This is a genomic window from Enterobacter sp. 6722112 (assembly GCF_058661685.1).
In genome coordinates this window covers 3,152,763-3,168,483 of the sequence record NZ_JBZWGR010000007.1, presented here as the reverse complement: position 1 = coordinate 3,168,483, position 15,721 = coordinate 3,152,763, and the positions used below count along the sequence as shown (strand labels likewise).

The following is a 15,721-nucleotide window of genomic DNA, read 5'->3' as shown; positions in this document are numbered from 1 at the left end:
GGGTCAGCAGAGAAAAGCAAAACAAACGCTTGACTCTGAAGCGGGAAAGCGTAATATGCACACCCCGCGCCGCAGCGAAAACGAAGCGGCACTGCTCTTTAAGAATTTATCAGACAATCTGTGTGGGCACTCAAAGTGACATGGATTCTTAATGTCCTCGGACACTAAATGAATACCAAGTCTCAACGAGTGAACACGTAATTCATTACGAAGTTTAATTCATTGAGCATCAAACTTTTAAATTGAAGAGTTTGATCATGGCTCAGATTGAACGCTGGCGGCAGGCCTAACACATGCAAGTCGAACGGTAACAGGAAGCAGCTTGCTGCTTCGCTGACGAGTGGCGGACGGGTGAGTAATGTCTGGGAAACTGCCTGATGGAGGGGGATAACTACTGGAAACGGTAGCTAATACCGCATAACGTCGCAAGACCAAAGAGGGGGACCTTCGGGCCTCTTGCCATCGGATGTGCCCAGATGGGATTAGCTAGTAGGTGGGGTAACGGCTCACCTAGGCGACGATCCCTAGCTGGTCTGAGAGGATGACCAGCCACACTGGAACTGAGACACGGTCCAGACTCCTACGGGAGGCAGCAGTGGGGAATATTGCACAATGGGCGCAAGCCTGATGCAGCCATGCCGCGTGTATGAAGAAGGCCTTCGGGTTGTAAAGTACTTTCAGCGGGGAGGAAGGCGATAAGGTTAATAACCTTGTCGATTGACGTTACCCGCAGAAGAAGCACCGGCTAACTCCGTGCCAGCAGCCGCGGTAATACGGAGGGTGCAAGCGTTAATCGGAATTACTGGGCGTAAAGCGCACGCAGGCGGTCTGTCAAGTCGGATGTGAAATCCCCGGGCTCAACCTGGGAACTGCATTCGAAACTGGCAGGCTAGAGTCTTGTAGAGGGGGGTAGAATTCCAGGTGTAGCGGTGAAATGCGTAGAGATCTGGAGGAATACCGGTGGCGAAGGCGGCCCCCTGGACAAAGACTGACGCTCAGGTGCGAAAGCGTGGGGAGCAAACAGGATTAGATACCCTGGTAGTCCACGCCGTAAACGATGTCGACTTGGAGGTTGTGCCCTTGAGGCGTGGCTTCCGGAGCTAACGCGTTAAGTCGACCGCCTGGGGAGTACGGCCGCAAGGTTAAAACTCAAATGAATTGACGGGGGCCCGCACAAGCGGTGGAGCATGTGGTTTAATTCGATGCAACGCGAAGAACCTTACCTACTCTTGACATCCAGAGAACTTAGCAGAGATGCTTTGGTGCCTTCGGGAACTCTGAGACAGGTGCTGCATGGCTGTCGTCAGCTCGTGTTGTGAAATGTTGGGTTAAGTCCCGCAACGAGCGCAACCCTTATCCTTTGTTGCCAGCGGTTAGGCCGGGAACTCAAAGGAGACTGCCAGTGATAAACTGGAGGAAGGTGGGGATGACGTCAAGTCATCATGGCCCTTACGAGTAGGGCTACACACGTGCTACAATGGCGCATACAAAGAGAAGCGACCTCGCGAGAGCAAGCGGACCTCATAAAGTGCGTCGTAGTCCGGATTGGAGTCTGCAACTCGACTCCATGAAGTCGGAATCGCTAGTAATCGTGGATCAGAATGCCACGGTGAATACGTTCCCGGGCCTTGTACACACCGCCCGTCACACCATGGGAGTGGGTTGCAAAAGAAGTAGGTAGCTTAACCTTCGGGAGGGCGCTTACCACTTTGTGATTCATGACTGGGGTGAAGTCGTAACAAGGTAACCGTAGGGGAACCTGCGGTTGGATCACCTCCTTACCTTAAAGAACCTGCCTTTGCAGTGCTCACACAGATTGTCTGATGAAAAGTAAATAGCAAGGCGTCTTGCGATTGAGACTGTACGTCCCCTTCGTCTAGAGGCCCAGGACACCGCCCTTTCACGGCGGTAACAGGGGTTCGAATCCCCTAGGGGACGCCACTTGCTGGTTCGTGAGTGAAAGTCACCTGCCGTCATATCTCAAAACTGACTTGCGAGTCATGTTTGAGATATTTGCTCTTTAAAAATCTGGATCAAGCTGAAAATTGAAACGACACACAGCTCATGTGTGTTCGAGTCTCTCAAATTTTCGCAATCAGAAGTGAAACATCTTCGGGTTGTGAGGTTAAGCGACTAAGCGTACACGGTGGATGCCCTGGCAGTCAGAGGCGATGAAGGACGTGCTAATCTGCGAAAAGCGCCGGCGAGGTGATATGAACCTTTGACCCGGCGATGTCCGAATGGGGAAACCCAGTGCAATCCGTTGCACTATCGTTAACTGAATACATAGGTTAACGAGGCGAACCGGGGGAACTGAAACATCTAAGTACCCCGAGGAAAAGAAATCAACCGAGATTCCCCCAGTAGCGGCGAGCGAACGGGGAGCAGCCCGGAGTCTGAATCAGCTTGTGTGTTAGTGGAACGGTCTGGAAAGTCCGACGGTACAGGGTGATAGTCCCGTACACGAAAATGCACATGCTGTGAACTCGAAGAGTAGGGCGGGACACGTGGTATCCTGTCTGAATATGGGGGGACCATCCTCCAAGGCTAAATACTCCTGACTGACCGATAGTGAACCAGTACCGTGAGGGAAAGGCGAAAAGAACCCCGGCGAGGGGAGTGAAAAAGAACCTGAAACCGTGTACGTACAAGCAGTGGGAGCCTCTTTATGGGGTGACTGCGTACCTTTTGTATAATGGGTCAGCGACTTATATTCTGTAGCAAGGTTAACCGTATAGGGGAGCCAAAGGGAAACCGAGTCTTAACTGGGCGTTAAGTTGCAGGGTATAGACCCGAAACCCGGTGATCTAGCCATGGGCAGGTTGAAGGTTGGGTAACACTAACTGGAGGACCGAACCGACTAATGTTGAAAAATTAGCGGATGACCTGTGGCTGGGGGTGAAAGGCCAATCAAACCGGGAGATAGCTGGTTCTCCCCGAAAGCTATTTAGGTAGCGCCTCGTGAACTCATCTTCGGGGGTAGAGCACTGTTTCGGCTAGGGGGCCATCCCGGCTTACCAACCCGATGCAAACTACGAATACCGAAGAATGTTATCACGGGAGACACACGGCGGGTGCTAACGTCCGTCGTGAAGAGGGAAACAACCCAGACCGCCAGCTAAGGTCCCAAAGTCATGGTTAAGTGGGAAACGATGTGGGAAGGCACAGACAGCCAGGATGTTGGCTTAGAAGCAGCCATCATTTAAAGAAAGCGTAATAGCTCACTGGTCGAGTCGGCCTGCGCGGAAGATGTAACGGGGCTAAACCATGCACCGAAGCTGCGGCAGCGACACTATGTGTTGTTGGGTAGGGGAGCGTTCTGTAAGCCGTTGAAGGTGTGCTGTGAGGCATGCTGGAGGTATCAGAAGTGCGAATGCTGACATAAGTAACGATAAAGCGGGTGAAAAGCCCGCTCGCCGGAAGACCAAGGGTTCCTGTCCAACGTTAATCGGGGCAGGGTGAGTCGACCCCTAAGGCGAGGCCGAAAGGCGTAGTCGATGGGAAACAGGTTAATATTCCTGTACTTGGTGTTACTGCGAAGGGGGGACGGAGAAGGCTATGTCAGCCGGGCGACGGTTGTCCCGGTTTAAGCATGTAGGCGGAGGTTCCAGGTAAATCCGGTACCTTATTAACGCTGAGGTGTGATGACGAGGCACTACGGTGCTGAAGTGATAAATGCCCTGCTTCCAGGAAAAGCCTCTAAGCATCAGGTAACATCAAATCGTACCCCAAACCGACACAGGTGGTCAGGTAGAGAATACCAAGGCGCTTGAGAGAACTCGGGTGAAGGAACTAGGCAAAATGGTGCCGTAACTTCGGGAGAAGGCACGCTGATGTGTAGGTGAAGCCCCTGCGGGTGGAGCTGAAATCAGTCGAAGATACCAGCTGGCTGCAACTGTTTATTAAAAACACAGCACTGTGCAAACACGAAAGTGGACGTATACGGTGTGACGCCTGCCCGGTGCCGGAAGGTTAATTGATGGGGTTAGCGGCAACGCGAAGCTCTTGATCGAAGCCCCGGTAAACGGCGGCCGTAACTATAACGGTCCTAAGGTAGCGAAATTCCTTGTCGGGTAAGTTCCGACCTGCACGAATGGCGTAATGATGGCCAGGCTGTCTCCACCCGAGACTCAGTGAAATTGAACTCGCTGTGAAGATGCAGTGTACCCGCGGCAAGACGGAAAGACCCCGTGAACCTTTACTATAGCTTGACACTGAACACTGGTCCTTGATGTGTAGGATAGGTGGGAGGCTTTGAAGCGTGGACGCCAGTCTGCGTGGAGCCAACCTTGAAATACCACCCTTTAATGGCTGGTGTTCTAACGTAGACCCGTAATCCGGGTTGCGGACAGTGTCTGGTGGGTAGTTTGACTGGGGCGGTCTCCTCCCAAAGAGTAACGGAGGAGCACGAAGGTTGGCTAATCCTGGTCGGACATCAGGAGGTTAGTGCAATGGCATAAGCCAGCTTGACTGCGAGCGTGACGGCGCGAGCAGGTGCGAAAGCAGGTCATAGTGATCCGGTGGTTCTGAATGGAAGGGCCATCGCTCAACGGATAAAAGGTACTCCGGGGATAACAGGCTGATACCGCCCAAGAGTTCATATCGACGGCGGTGTTTGGCACCTCGATGTCGGCTCATCACATCCTGGGGCTGAAGTAGGTCCCAAGGGTATGGCTGTTCGCCATTTAAAGTGGTACGCGAGCTGGGTTTAGAACGTCGTGAGACAGTTCGGTCCCTATCTGCCGTGGGCGCTGGAGAATTGAGGGGGGCTGCTCCTAGTACGAGAGGACCGGAGTGGACGCATCACTGGTGTTCGGGTTGTCATGCCAATGGCACTGCCCGGTAGCTAAATGCGGAAGAGATAAGTGCTGAAAGCATCTAAGCACGAAACTTGCCCCGAGATGAGTTCTCCCTGAGACCTTGAGTCTCCTGAAGGAACGTTAAAGACGATGACGTTGATAGGTCGGGTGTGTAAGCGCAGCGATGCGTTGAGCTAACCGATACTAATGAACCGTGAGGCTTAACCTTACAACGCCGAAGGTGTTTCGGCGAAGAGACGAAATTTTCAGCCTGATACAGATTAACAGAATTTGCCTGGCGGCTTTAGCGCGGTGGTCCCACCTGACCCCATGCCGAACTCAGAAGTGAAACGCCGTAGCGCCGATGGTAGTGTGGGGTCTCCCCATGTGAGAGTAGGGAACTGCCAGGCATCAATTAAGAAGAACCCCGTACCGTAAGGTGCGGGGTTTTTTGCTTTGTACGTAGAAAACATGCCGGATGGCGGCTTCCCCTTATCCGGCCTACAATTGTTAAAACAATTTTAACAATGGTGCCGCTTTGACTCGTCCCTTTGATTATCAACAAGATTTTGCCAATATTAATTTTCGCGAGCATCCCGAACGGTATCAGGTGGGCCGGGGTGAGCAGGGCGTATTGATGGTCGAGCCTTATAAAAGCGAAATCCTGCCGCACTGGCGTTATAAAAATGCTGAAGTCGCAGCGCGTTCGGCAGAAGAGATCTACGCCCTTTTTGAAGAATACCGCAGGAAAAACGATTTTGTCGGCATGGATATGGCGCGTAAATTCATACAGATGGGATACACCCGTGCCCGGCGATACGCCAATCATAAAGGCGGTAAAAAGTATGATGAGAAGCGCCAGGTCAAACCCCTCGATCACGATCCAGTAAAAGCAGAAGCCGCTGCGGTGTTCAAAACGTGGTGGGATAAAATTCGTGCTGATGAAGATTATTTGCAGCGAAAAAAGGCTCACCAGCAAGCGTGGGGATAATTACTACGTCCGCTAATAATTCGATACCTGATCGAGTTCACAAAATCCAATGAAACATATTGGAAACATTTTATTTACCTAACGATTCGTTTTAAATCCGGTTTTACTGTTTGTGGGCAATGGCCCGCAATGTGAGACAGGGGATTTTAAAATGACAGAAACCGTAGCCAGTGCAGATACGGATAACACAAGTTTAGCAGGCAAGGATACTCGCCGTCGGGTTTGGGCAATCGTTGGAGCTTCATCGGGGAACCTTGTAGAGTGGTTTGATTTTTACGTTTATTCATTTTGTTCACTCTACTTTGCACATATCTTCTTCCCGTCAGGGAACACTACAACGCAGCTTCTGCAAACCGCAGGCGTTTTTGCCGCCGGGTTCCTGATGCGTCCCATTGGCGGATGGCTGTTCGGCAGGATCGCGGACAGGAAAGGGCGCAAGACATCCATGCTCATCTCCGTGTGCATGATGTGCGTCGGCTCGCTGGTGATTGCCTGCCTGCCCGGATATGACACTATCGGAACATGGGCACCGGCGTTGTTGCTGCTGGCACGCCTGTTCCAGGGGCTGTCAGTGGGTGGCGAATACGGCACCAGCGCGACATACATGAGCGAAGTAGCTGTTGAAGGGCGCAAAGGTTTCTATGCATCATTCCAGTATGTAACCCTCATTGGCGGTCAGCTGCTGGCGTTACTGGTTGTGGTGATCCTTCAACAAATCCTTAGCGATGAAGATTTACGCGCCTGGGGCTGGCGCATCCCGTTTGCCCTGGGGGCTGCCCTGGCGGTTGTGGCGCTGTGGTTACGCCGTCAGCTTGATGAAACCTCCCAGCAGGAGGTCAGGGCGCTGAAAGAAGCCGGTTCGATGAAAGGGCTGTGGCGAAACCGCAAAGCGTTTTTGATGGTATTAGGCTTTACCGCCGCAGGCTCGCTAAGCTTCTATACCTTCACCACCTATATGCAAAAATATCTGGTCAACACCACGGGCATGCATGCTAACGTTGCGAGTGTCGTCATGACGGTGGCGTTACTGGTCTTTATGCTCATCCAGCCGATTGTTGGCGCGCTGTCGGACAAAATAGGTCGCCGCACCTCCATGCTGATCTTTGGTGGCATGCTCACCCTGGGGACTGTTCCGCTTTTGACGGCGCTACAGCATACAACCTCTCCCTATGCCGCTTTCGCTTTGATTATGGTGGCACTTATTATTATTAGTTTTTACACGGCAATCAGTGGCATTTTGAAAGCGGAAATGTTTCCCGCACAGGTGAGGGCGCTGGGCGTAGGCCTCTCTTATGCGGTCGCTAACGCCCTGTTCGGCGGTTCGGCAGAGTATGTCGCGCTATCCCTTAAGTCATGGGGCAGTGAATCGACCTTTTTCTGGTATGTCACCATCATGGGGGCGCTGGCGTTTATTGTCTCCCTGATGCTGCATCGTAAAGGAAAAGGTATCCGCCTTTAATAATGCGCCATCTGCCAGACGGCGTAGCCGGTTGTTGCCCCGGCTACGTCCCAGGCAAAATCTTTCCAGCTCCAGCCGCTTCCCGAGGGGCGGCTATCCCAAAGTTCTTTTGATGCCCCCAGGCTGATGGAGAACATCAGCCCCATTGTGGCACTTCGATCCCGGCTATAACCCTGGTGCAGCGCATATTCATTACCCGCAGCGGACAACATTGCAGACGCCAGAAAGTGTTGAGCTTTATCCTGACCCGACCAGTTATCATTAGCCATATGGCTGCAACCGGTCAGGAAAAGAGGGATTATCAGGAAAGGCGTACGCATTAACAGACTCCATAAAAAAGCCCCGTCGATGACAGGGCTCGTGTATTACAGAATGCGGCTGATGAGGCGGTCGATACGGATCCGACGTAGACGGCGAATCAGCTTGCGAACTTTCACCGGATAATCAGCGATGCTTTGCAGATCGCGATAATGACGAACCACTGTAGTATGCGTGCGTATAAGCTCCAGCTCACGATCGCGTTTCGCGGCTAACGCATGCTGAGGATCGTGAATAAGGATGGCGTTTTCCAGATCCAGACGCCAGGCGCGTGGGTTGAGATTATTACCGGTCAGCAGCATCCACTCATCATCCACCCACATTCCTTTGAGGTGATAGCTGTTGTCTTCATCTTTCCAGAGACGCACAACCAGCTGGTCCGTGTTCACATAGTACTGTAAACGGCTCAGGAAGCGGCGCAGGTTAATCTCATAGAGATAAGGCAGTGCGCCGATGATCTTGAAAGGTTGATCTTCCGGAATGAAAAAGTCATTTGCCGTTTTATCCCCGACAATAATTTCCACCTTTTTACCATCACGCAGCAGCTGAATGATATTACGCACCAGAACGGCTGGAAGGTTGAAGTACGGGGTGCAGATGGTGAGCTTATGCTCCGCGCACGGCATCAAATGGAAGATGGTCTTGTTCAGCAGGCTGGATTTTCCCAGGCCTACCAGAGGCGTAACGGACAGTTCTTCATTACTGGCATCCCCCTGAAAACGATAAACCGCATCGCGCAGTTCCTGGCGGAAGGAGCGAACGTCGTTTTTGATTTCCGGGCTTTTCGGACGATGAGGATCGTCAAGACGGTGCACACCCCGGCCATGAACCAGGTTTTTATCAACCCAGTTGAACATGATGTCGGCCATCTGCGGATTGCGGATCAGATGGTAGCGATCGTAGCGGTATTTATCGAGCTGATGGAGATACACATCATTCAGGCTGGCACCGCTATAAAGGACGCTGTCATCAATGATAAATCCTTTAAAATGAAGAACGCCAAGCGCTTCACGGGTATTCACCGGTACGCCATACACCGGGATATCAATACCCGGATTTTCCTGGGCCGTGTGGCAATACCAGTCAGCATTGGTATTCGAGGCAGCCGCTCCAATACGGCCGCGCTGAGCACGGTGCCAGTCAACCAGCACGCGAACATCCAGTTCTGGACGCTGACGTTTCGCTTCATAGAGCGCGTTCAGGATCGCACGCCCACCTTCATCTTGTTCAAGATAGAGCGCCACAATACAAATACGTCGCGTAGCGCTGGCAATCTTTTCAAGAAGCGTCTCCCGGAAATGAGCGGGAGCATAAAAGAACTCTACATCATCAACTGACTGAGAAATCTTCGGTAGTTGAGCAAGGTGTTGTTGATGTTTATTACGCTTAAATTTTGACAACATCACAGTGCGTTTCTTCTCTGTTCATTGAAGGGTTGTCTGTACCAGGCAAACAACATAAGCGGACAATGATACCCCAGTGCCTCGAAAAGTGGGTAACATTTCCAGCAGCTTACTCTTGTTTATCCGTCGAAATCAGGCTGAGGGACAGAGAGACAATGCCTTCATCCAGCTGGATATCAACGTCAAAACCGAGCTTCCGCGCCAGGGTCACCATACCCCGATTGTTTGGCATAGTAATGCCATTCAGGCGTGACAATCCGTGATCGCGCGTATAACCAATGAGTTTTTCGAGCAGCCGTCTGCCCAACCCCAAACCCTTAAGATCGGAACGCACCAGTACGGCAAACTCCGCATCCACGTTATCCGGGTCGGAAATGGCACGCGTCACGCCGAGGATCTCCTCTCCCGCTCCGGAACGGCGGACCGCCACAATCGCCATTTCTCGATCGTAGTCGATCTGGGTCATATTGGCTAAATCGTCGTGGGTAAATTCATTGATTTCGCTGAAATAGCGATAGTACAAATCTTCCTTCGTCACCTGCGAGATGAACGCCCGCAGCAGCGGCTCGTCTTCCGGCAGGATAGGGCGAAACAGCGCCCGTTCCCCATTTTTCATCTCCACCCACTCTTCCAGATGAAGAGGATAAGGACGAATGGCTAGACGGCTTTCCCGATCACCGATAAAGGGCGCAATATCCAGCGTCACGTCCAGCGCGGTAAATTCATTTCCGGAGGCAAGAAGGGGGTGGATATCCAGGCGCTGGATCTCCGCACAGTCAACAATGAGGTTGGAGACCTTCACCAGAAACTGGCTTAACCCGGCGATATCAAGCGGCCGCAGAGCGCTTCTCCCGCGGATTTTTTTGCTTTTGATGGCCTGAATAATCAAATAACGCGCCAGGTTCATGTTTAGAGGAGGAAGCGCGACAACCGCCTGTTCTTCTGGCCGCCACTCAACGCCGCCTTCACCCAGCATAATGAGCGGACCAAAAACCGGATCGTGTTCGACAACCACGCGTAGCTCCTGCGCACCTGCACGGTTGGCCATGCTCTGCACCAGCAGGCCGTGGATCCGGGCCTGTGGCCACGTCATTTTTACGCGATCGATAATGGCATCCGCGGCCTGTTGTACTTCTGTCGCGGTGCGCAGATACAGCATGACGCCCTGCACATCCGATTTGTGCGGAATATCGGGAGAGCGCAGCTTCAGCGCAACCGGATAACCAATCTGCTCAGCGATATGTACCGCCTCAGCGCTGTCGCCGGCAATCCAGGTGGGCAGGGTTTGCATTCCATAACTGCCAAGAATGGGTTGCACCTCATGTGTGTCAAGAGAAGCGGCGCCCTCTTCGATGGCCTGCTGCAAAAGCCTGTGCACATCCACCGAATTTGCGGTGAGATTGCCCGGCAGGGCAGGCGTTTCACGCAGCTGCTTCTGGTTGCGGCGGTATTCAACCATATGCATAAACGCGGTAATGGTGCCCTCCGGGGTACGGTAGGTTGGCAACCCGGCTTCACTAAACAGACGCCGTGCCTCCTGGGAGGAGAACTCGCCGCACCAGTTGGTCAGCAGGGTAACGTATTTGCCGCGGGGATGTTTTCGGACTGCCTCAATCAGCGCACGCGCACTTTCGCTGCCTGGCGCAACCGCGCTGGGCGAATGGATAATCATCAGCGCATCAAAGTCCTGGCTATCGAGCAAAATCGTGATCGCCTTAATGTAACGATCGCTGCTGGCATCATCGCGCAAATCGAGGGGATTATCGGGAACAACGCTTCCCGGTAACGCGTCCCGCAGGCGCTGAAGCGTCTCTTCACCCAGCGTGGACAGCTTGCCGTTGCGTAGCCAGAGCTCGTCCAGCGCCAGGGCGGCGGGAGCGGCACCGTTGCTGACAATCATCAGTTTTTCACCGCGCAGGGGGCGCATGTGGCTTAACGTTTCAACGGCGGAAAAAAGCTCGTGCGTATCCTGTACCCGCAGTAAACCGGCGCGCTGGATCGCTGCATCCCATGCGGGATCCATCCCTGAACGGGAATGTAGCAGGCGCTGAGCCGCAGGGCTGCGCCCGCTTTTGATGACCAGTATCGGTTTATTTCGCGATGCGCTACGTGACGCCGACACAAAACGACGGGCGTCGCTCAGGTGTTCAAGGTAGAGCAGGATAGCGCTGGTTTTGCTGTCACGCGCCAGGAAATCCAGCAGCTCATCGACGTCAATGTCCAGGCTGTCGCCGAGGGCGATGAAGTAGGAAAAGCCCATCTCACGCTGCTGCGCCCAGTCGAGGATGGTATTGGATACCGCAGCCGACTGCGAAATAAAGGCCAGTTTGCCTTTGCGGATCGGAACCGGGGAAAAACTGGCATTCAGCCCTTGCCATGGTGCAAGCAGACCGAGGCTGTTTGGACCAAGAATGCGCATCTGGTAGCGGCTGGCGCAGGCCAGCAGTTCGGGCTGCTGTTCAGGAGGCGAGGAAAGAATAATGCAGGTTTTACAGCCTTTCTGACCGAGCGACTCAAGTAGTTCGAGGTTTCGTTTCGCATGTGTACAGAGCACGGCGAGGTCGGGAACGAAAGGCAGACTCTGCACATCCGGCCACGCCAGTACCCCCTGTACCGCCTTATAAGCGGGCGTAACGGGCATGACCGGGCCGTTAAACCCGCCAGCCAGCAGGTTACGCATCATCAGATACCCTGCGCGGTCCGGTTTCATCGAGGCGCCAATAACGGCAATGGATTTCGGACGGAGTAGCGCTTCTAACCCTCTCTGGCTCATGCAGGCCTCCCGTGAATGCAAGCGACCTGATGATTTTAAACGCTTTCTGTCTCTGTTGCTGTGACGCTACCCTTATGAACGGTTTTTCCCGCAAGATAACGTTCACGGAAGCAGGAGAAGTGGGAGCCCAGCGCGCCGGCCGCCTGGGTATCGCCCGCCAGATCCAGTAGCGCAATAGCGACTTCAGCGGTGCAATATTGACCGTCGGCATGCGCTTCACGCAAGCGATAGGCCGAAACGCGCGACAGATCGACGGAAATCACCGGCAGCGCATCAAGGTAAGGGCTTTTGCGAAACATCTTTCTCGCTTCGGTCCAGGTGCCGTCGAGCATAATAAACAGCGGCGGCTTACCGGATGGTGGCGCCGTAAGCACCTGACGTTGTTCGCCTGCATATGATGCCGGGAAAACGACTATGGGCTGATAGTCCGGGCTTGCCACCAGGTCGAGCAGAGCCTGAGGTGGCTCAGTGCGCGACCACTGAAACGCTGCGGTGTTGGGCAGAATATCGGCGATCAAACGCCCCGTGTTGCTGGGCTTCATCGGTTCGGTATCGAACATGACCAGACAAAAGCGGCTTTTCGCCTCGCTCGGTGCAAGCGTTTCGCACAGACACACTTTCAGCGGTAAAAGGCAGCGCTGGCAGCGGCGAATACGATTGCCTCGGGCCAGAAAAGGGCGGGTGGCGCGCGCAAGGCGCTCGGCGCGTAATTGAAGTACAGCGTTATCAGTCATGGGCGAAAAGGCAGGAAAAACCCCATTTTCGCAGAGGAGAGAACGGGGCACAAGCTATGCCCCGCGAATGTTACAGGGATTCGTTTAACCAGCTGTCGAAAGGCGCTTTCGGTACTGCGCCATTGAGCATGTCGATCACTTCACCATTTTTGAAAATCATAATGGTTGGAATGCTGCGAATGCGAAAACGGGCGCTGAGTTCACGTTCCGCTTCGGTATTCACTTTGACAAAACGCATTTTCCCGCTGCGCTCTTCAGCCACGTCTTCGAAGATGGGCGCAAAGTTACGGCAGGGGCCGCACCACGGCGCCCAGAAATCGACCACAACAGGCAGATCGTCCTTGAGGAGTTTGTCCAGCGTAGCACCCGTCGCGTTAATGACATCGCCATCAAATAATTCGTGGCCACAACGCCCGCATTTCGCACCGTCATCCATCCGATCGTCCGGAATGCGGTTTACAGCCTGACAGTTGGCACATACGGTATTCATAACTAACCTCTGATAGAGCCGTGGAACAACGGCAGAACGCCGATAATGTTTCTGATATGTTACATATTATCAGTGAGCCTGTATGAAACGACAACGCGTTTTATTCAATGGGAACAATAGTCACAGGCTTTTGTACGAAATTATGGCTATGAGCTTGCACATCGGGTAATCTGCGCGCTTCGCGCAGCGCTGGTGGAGAAAAGCATGAACGACGAAATGAAAAACAAAAGCGGCAAGGTCAAAGTGATGTATGTCCGCAGTGATGATGACTCTGATAAACGCACCCAAAATCCGCGTACCGGAAAAGGTGGCGGGCGTCCGGCGTCTTCTCGTGCAGACGGTGGCCGTCGCCCCGCCCGCGATGACAGAAATAACCGCGGCGATGACCGCAAACGTGATGACCGTAAGCGTGACGATCGCAAACGCGATGATGTTGTCCGTGACGGTGGATCGCCATGGCGTACCGTTTCGCGCGCGCCCGGTGAAGAGGCGACCGAAAAAGCCGATCACGGCGGTATCAGCGGAAAAAGCTTTATCGATCCGGAAGTGCTGCGTCGTCAGCGTGCGGAAGAGACCCGTGTCTACGGTGAGAACGCCTGTCAGGCCCTGTTCCAGAGCCGCCCGGAGTGTATCGTTCGTGCATGGTTTATTCAGAGCGTGACCCCGCGCTTCAAAGAAGCGCTGCGCTGGATGGCGGCGAACCGCAAAGCCTATCACGTGGTTGACGATGCCGAGCTGACAAAAGCGTCCGGGACTGAACACCACGGCGGCGTCTGCTTCCTGATCAAAAAACGTAACGGCACTACCGTGCAGCAGTGGGTTAGCCAGGCGGATGCCGATGACTGCGTGCTGGCGCTGGAAGATGTGGGTAACCCGCATAACCTGGGCGCTATGATGCGTAGCTGCGCGCACTTTGGCGTGAAAGGCGTTCTGTTGCAGGATGCCGCGCTGCTGGAATCCGGTGCGGCGATTCGTACCGCGGAAGGCGGTGCAGAGCATGTTCAGCCGATCACCGGCGACAGCGTGCTGGAGGCCCTGGAGCAATTCCGTAAAGCGGGCTACACCATTGTCACCACCTCAAGCCGTGCCGCTACGCCGCTGTTTAAAGCGACGCTGCCGCGCAAAATGGTGCTGGTGTTAGGTCAGGAGCGTGATGGTCTGTCTGATGCGGCACTCTCCAGCGCTGACCTGAGCGTCTCTATCGACGGCACTGGCAACGTTGAAAGCCTGAACGTATCCGTTGCGACCGGCGTGCTGCTGGCGGAATGGTGGCGTCAGAACAAGGCATAAGCCTTTTATGTGCCGGGCCTGACCCGGCACATTCAAACCCTACTCGCTCTCTGCCGGTAACACAGGCATCCAGTCAATCGGCTTTTCGCCGCGCTTTTCCAGCCACTCATTCGTCAGAACAAAATGATTACTGCCAAAGAAACCGCGATGCGCAGACAGCGGCGACGGGTGCGGTGCCTTCAGCACGTGATGACGCTGACGATCGATAATCGCCCCTTTCTTTTGTGCGTGCGATCCCCAGAGTAAAAACACGACGCCTTCACGATGCTCATTGATCAGGCTGATAACCTTATCGGTAAAGGTTTCCCATCCCAGACTGGCGTGGGAGTGTGCCTGACCCGCCCGGACGGTTAATACGGTATTCAGCAACAGCACGCCCTGGCGCGCCCAGCTTTCCAGATAACCGTGATTAGGGCGGGTAAAACCCGGAATCGTTCCTTCCAGCTCTTTATACATATTCAGCAGAGAAGGGGGGATGGCTACGCCCGGACGCACGGAAAATGCCAGTCCGTGAGCCTGCCCGGGGCCGTGGTATGGATCCTGCCCCAGGATAACCACCTTTACATCGCTCAGTTCGGTGTAGCGGAAGGCGTTAAACACATCTTTCTGCGGCGGATAAATTGTCTGGCCGGCCTGCCGTTCAGCCGCAACGGTACTGAGGGTGTTAATAAAATAGGGCTGCTGCTTCTCTTCTGCCAGCACGTCATGCCAGGTTAAAGGTGTTGTCATCTCGCTCTCCTGCGAATCTCATTCTGTGTCTAGCTTACCTGTTAAACCCCAATGAGCAAAATTACCCGCGGAAAACCAGGCTAAGTGACTCAATTTATGTTGAAAACCAGGCAGGATAAGTCGAATTGGTAAACCTTTAAAATTGATCTAAAACAAAAAATACAGACCACACTCTTTGTGTGGTTGGTGGTTTTGTTGATTTAAATCAATAAATCACCCGGGTCTGAATGTTATATATACACACAACAAACAATGGTTTTACCAATTGGCCGCAAAAGGCCAGCATCAGTTAATGTAGCCTAAGGGAGGCAACACATGATTACAGGTATCCAGATTACTAAAGCTGCAAATGACGATCTGCTGAACTCTTTCTGGCTGCTGGACAGCGAGAAAAACGAAGCGCGCTGTGTAGTAGCGAAAGCAGGTTTTGCGGAAGACGAAATCGTTCCGGTGAGCAAACTGGGCGAAATTGAATACCGTGAAATTCCAATGCAAGTGCAACCAGAAGTACGCGTGGAAGGCGGTCAGCACCTGAACGTTAACGTCCTGCGTCGCGAAACGCTGATGGATGCCGTTGAGCACCCGGAAAAATACCCGCAGCTGACCATCCGTGTGTCTGGCTATGCGGTGCGTTTCAACTCTCTGACCCCGGAACAGCAGCGCGACGTTATCGCGCGTACCTTTACTGAAAGCCTGTAAAGTTCAGCTTCGGGGGTGGAATAAAAAAGCCGGGAA

The 15,721-nt window shown here is 53.5% G+C and carries 10 protein-coding genes, 1 tRNA gene and 3 rRNA genes; 8 read left to right on the top strand and 6 right to left on the bottom strand.

The features are described from left to right. Positions 1-239 precede the first annotated feature (239 nt). The 6 genes from AC4OVU_RS16510 to AC4OVU_RS16485 all read left to right on the top strand — a co-directional run bounded on the left by AC4OVU_RS16510 (position 240) and on the right by AC4OVU_RS16485 (position 7,249). Positions 240-1,781 (top strand): 16S ribosomal RNA (locus tag AC4OVU_RS16510). Between the two features lie 84 nt (positions 1,782-1,865). Continuing rightward, positions 1,866-1,941 (top strand) — tRNA-Glu (locus AC4OVU_RS16505). Between the two features lie 182 nt (positions 1,942-2,123). Continuing rightward, a 23S ribosomal RNA gene (locus tag AC4OVU_RS16500) occupies positions 2,124-5,028 on the top strand. Between the two features lie 65 nt (positions 5,029-5,093). Beyond that, positions 5,094-5,209 (top strand): 5S ribosomal RNA (rrf, locus tag AC4OVU_RS16495). Together the 16S, 23S and 5S rRNA genes with 1 tRNA gene alongside form the textbook arrangement of a ribosomal RNA operon. Before the next feature lie 128 nt (positions 5,210-5,337). Further along, positions 5,338-5,790 carry a DUF4385 domain-containing protein gene (locus AC4OVU_RS16490; protein ID WP_032619240.1) on the top strand — a complete coding sequence of 151 codons (453 nt, stop codon included), beginning with the start codon at positions 5,338-5,340 and terminating at the stop codon, positions 5,788-5,790. Positions 5,791-5,941: 151 nt separating this feature from the next. Then, positions 5,942-7,249 carry an MFS family transporter gene (locus AC4OVU_RS16485; protein ID WP_017383558.1) on the top strand — a complete coding sequence of 436 codons (1,308 nt, stop codon included), beginning with the start codon at positions 5,942-5,944 and terminating at the stop codon, positions 7,247-7,249. On the opposite strand, the gene AC4OVU_RS16480 is transcribed toward AC4OVU_RS16485, so the two are convergent. The 5 genes from AC4OVU_RS16480 to trxC form a co-directional block, all read right to left on the bottom strand. Further along, positions 7,246-7,569, bottom strand: coding sequence for a YfiM family lipoprotein (locus AC4OVU_RS16480; RefSeq protein WP_003860739.1), 324 nt, complete (start codon positions 7,567-7,569; stop codon positions 7,246-7,248). The two genes, AC4OVU_RS16485 and AC4OVU_RS16480, sit on opposite strands and share 4 nt — an antisense overlap. Positions 7,570-7,614: 45 nt before the next feature. Further along, complete coding sequence (gene pssA, locus AC4OVU_RS16475) at positions 7,615-8,970, bottom strand: CDP-diacylglycerol--serine O-phosphatidyltransferase (protein ID WP_023304259.1); 1,356 nt, start codon at positions 8,968-8,970, stop codon at positions 7,615-7,617. A 109-nt stretch (positions 8,971-9,079) separates the two neighbouring features. Further along, a complete protein-coding gene (locus AC4OVU_RS16470; RefSeq protein ID WP_110293103.1) occupies positions 9,080-11,743 on the bottom strand; it encodes a bifunctional acetate--CoA ligase family protein/GNAT family N-acetyltransferase in 2,664 nt (887 codons plus the stop codon). Between the two features lie 35 nt (positions 11,744-11,778). Continuing rightward, entirely contained in the window at positions 11,779-12,477 is a 699-nt protein-coding gene (gene tapT / locus AC4OVU_RS16465; RefSeq protein WP_110293104.1) for a tRNA-uridine aminocarboxypropyltransferase, read from the bottom strand. Between the two features lie 70 nt (positions 12,478-12,547). Beyond that, positions 12,548-12,967 (bottom strand): thioredoxin TrxC, encoded by a 420-nt coding sequence (gene trxC, locus AC4OVU_RS16460; protein WP_032649129.1) that lies wholly within the window; start codon positions 12,965-12,967, stop codon positions 12,548-12,550. 204 nt (positions 12,968-13,171) lie between these two features. On the opposite strand from trxC, the gene AC4OVU_RS16455 reads away from it, so the two are divergent. Continuing rightward, the gene (locus AC4OVU_RS16455) at positions 13,172-14,257 is read left to right on the top strand and encodes a tRNA/rRNA methyltransferase (RefSeq protein ID WP_017383555.1); all 1,086 of its coding nucleotides are present in this window, start codon (positions 13,172-13,174) and stop codon (positions 14,255-14,257) included. Between the two features lie 39 nt (positions 14,258-14,296). Here AC4OVU_RS16455 and ung read toward each other — a convergent pair whose 3' ends face one another. Continuing rightward, a complete protein-coding gene (gene ung / locus AC4OVU_RS16450) occupies positions 14,297-14,986 on the bottom strand; it encodes a uracil-DNA glycosylase (RefSeq protein ID WP_003860729.1) in 690 nt (229 codons plus the stop codon). A 315-nt stretch (positions 14,987-15,301) separates the two neighbouring features. On the opposite strand from ung, the gene grcA reads away from it, so the two are divergent. Next, positions 15,302-15,685 carry an autonomous glycyl radical cofactor GrcA gene (grcA, locus tag AC4OVU_RS16445; RefSeq protein WP_003860727.1) on the top strand — a complete coding sequence of 128 codons (384 nt, stop codon included), beginning with the start codon at positions 15,302-15,304 and terminating at the stop codon, positions 15,683-15,685. Positions 15,686-15,721: the final 36 nt, after the last annotated feature.

Coding starts and splice junctions, on each gene's coding strand:
- AC4OVU_RS16470 (WP_110293103.1), bottom strand. CDS start 11,743: ATGAGCCAGAGAGGGTTAGAAGCGCTACTCCGTCCGAAATCCATTGCC.
- AC4OVU_RS16480 (WP_003860739.1), bottom strand. CDS start 7,569: ATGCGTACGCCTTTCCTGATAATCCCTCTTTTCCTGACCGGTTGCAGC.
- trxC (WP_032649129.1), bottom strand. CDS start 12,967: ATGAATACCGTATGTGCCAACTGTCAGGCTGTAAACCGCATTCCGGAC.
- grcA (WP_003860727.1), top strand. CDS start 15,302: ATGATTACAGGTATCCAGATTACTAAAGCTGCAAATGACGATCTGCTG.
- ung (WP_003860729.1), bottom strand. CDS start 14,986: ATGACAACACCTTTAACCTGGCATGACGTGCTGGCAGAAGAGAAGCAG.
- AC4OVU_RS16485 (WP_017383558.1), top strand. CDS start 5,942: ATGACAGAAACCGTAGCCAGTGCAGATACGGATAACACAAGTTTAGCA.
- pssA (WP_023304259.1), bottom strand. CDS start 8,970: ATGTTGTCAAAATTTAAGCGTAATAAACATCAACAACACCTTGCTCAA.
- AC4OVU_RS16455 (WP_017383555.1), top strand. CDS start 13,172: ATGAACGACGAAATGAAAAACAAAAGCGGCAAGGTCAAAGTGATGTAT.
- tapT (WP_110293104.1), bottom strand. CDS start 12,477: ATGACTGATAACGCTGTACTTCAATTACGCGCCGAGCGCCTTGCGCGC.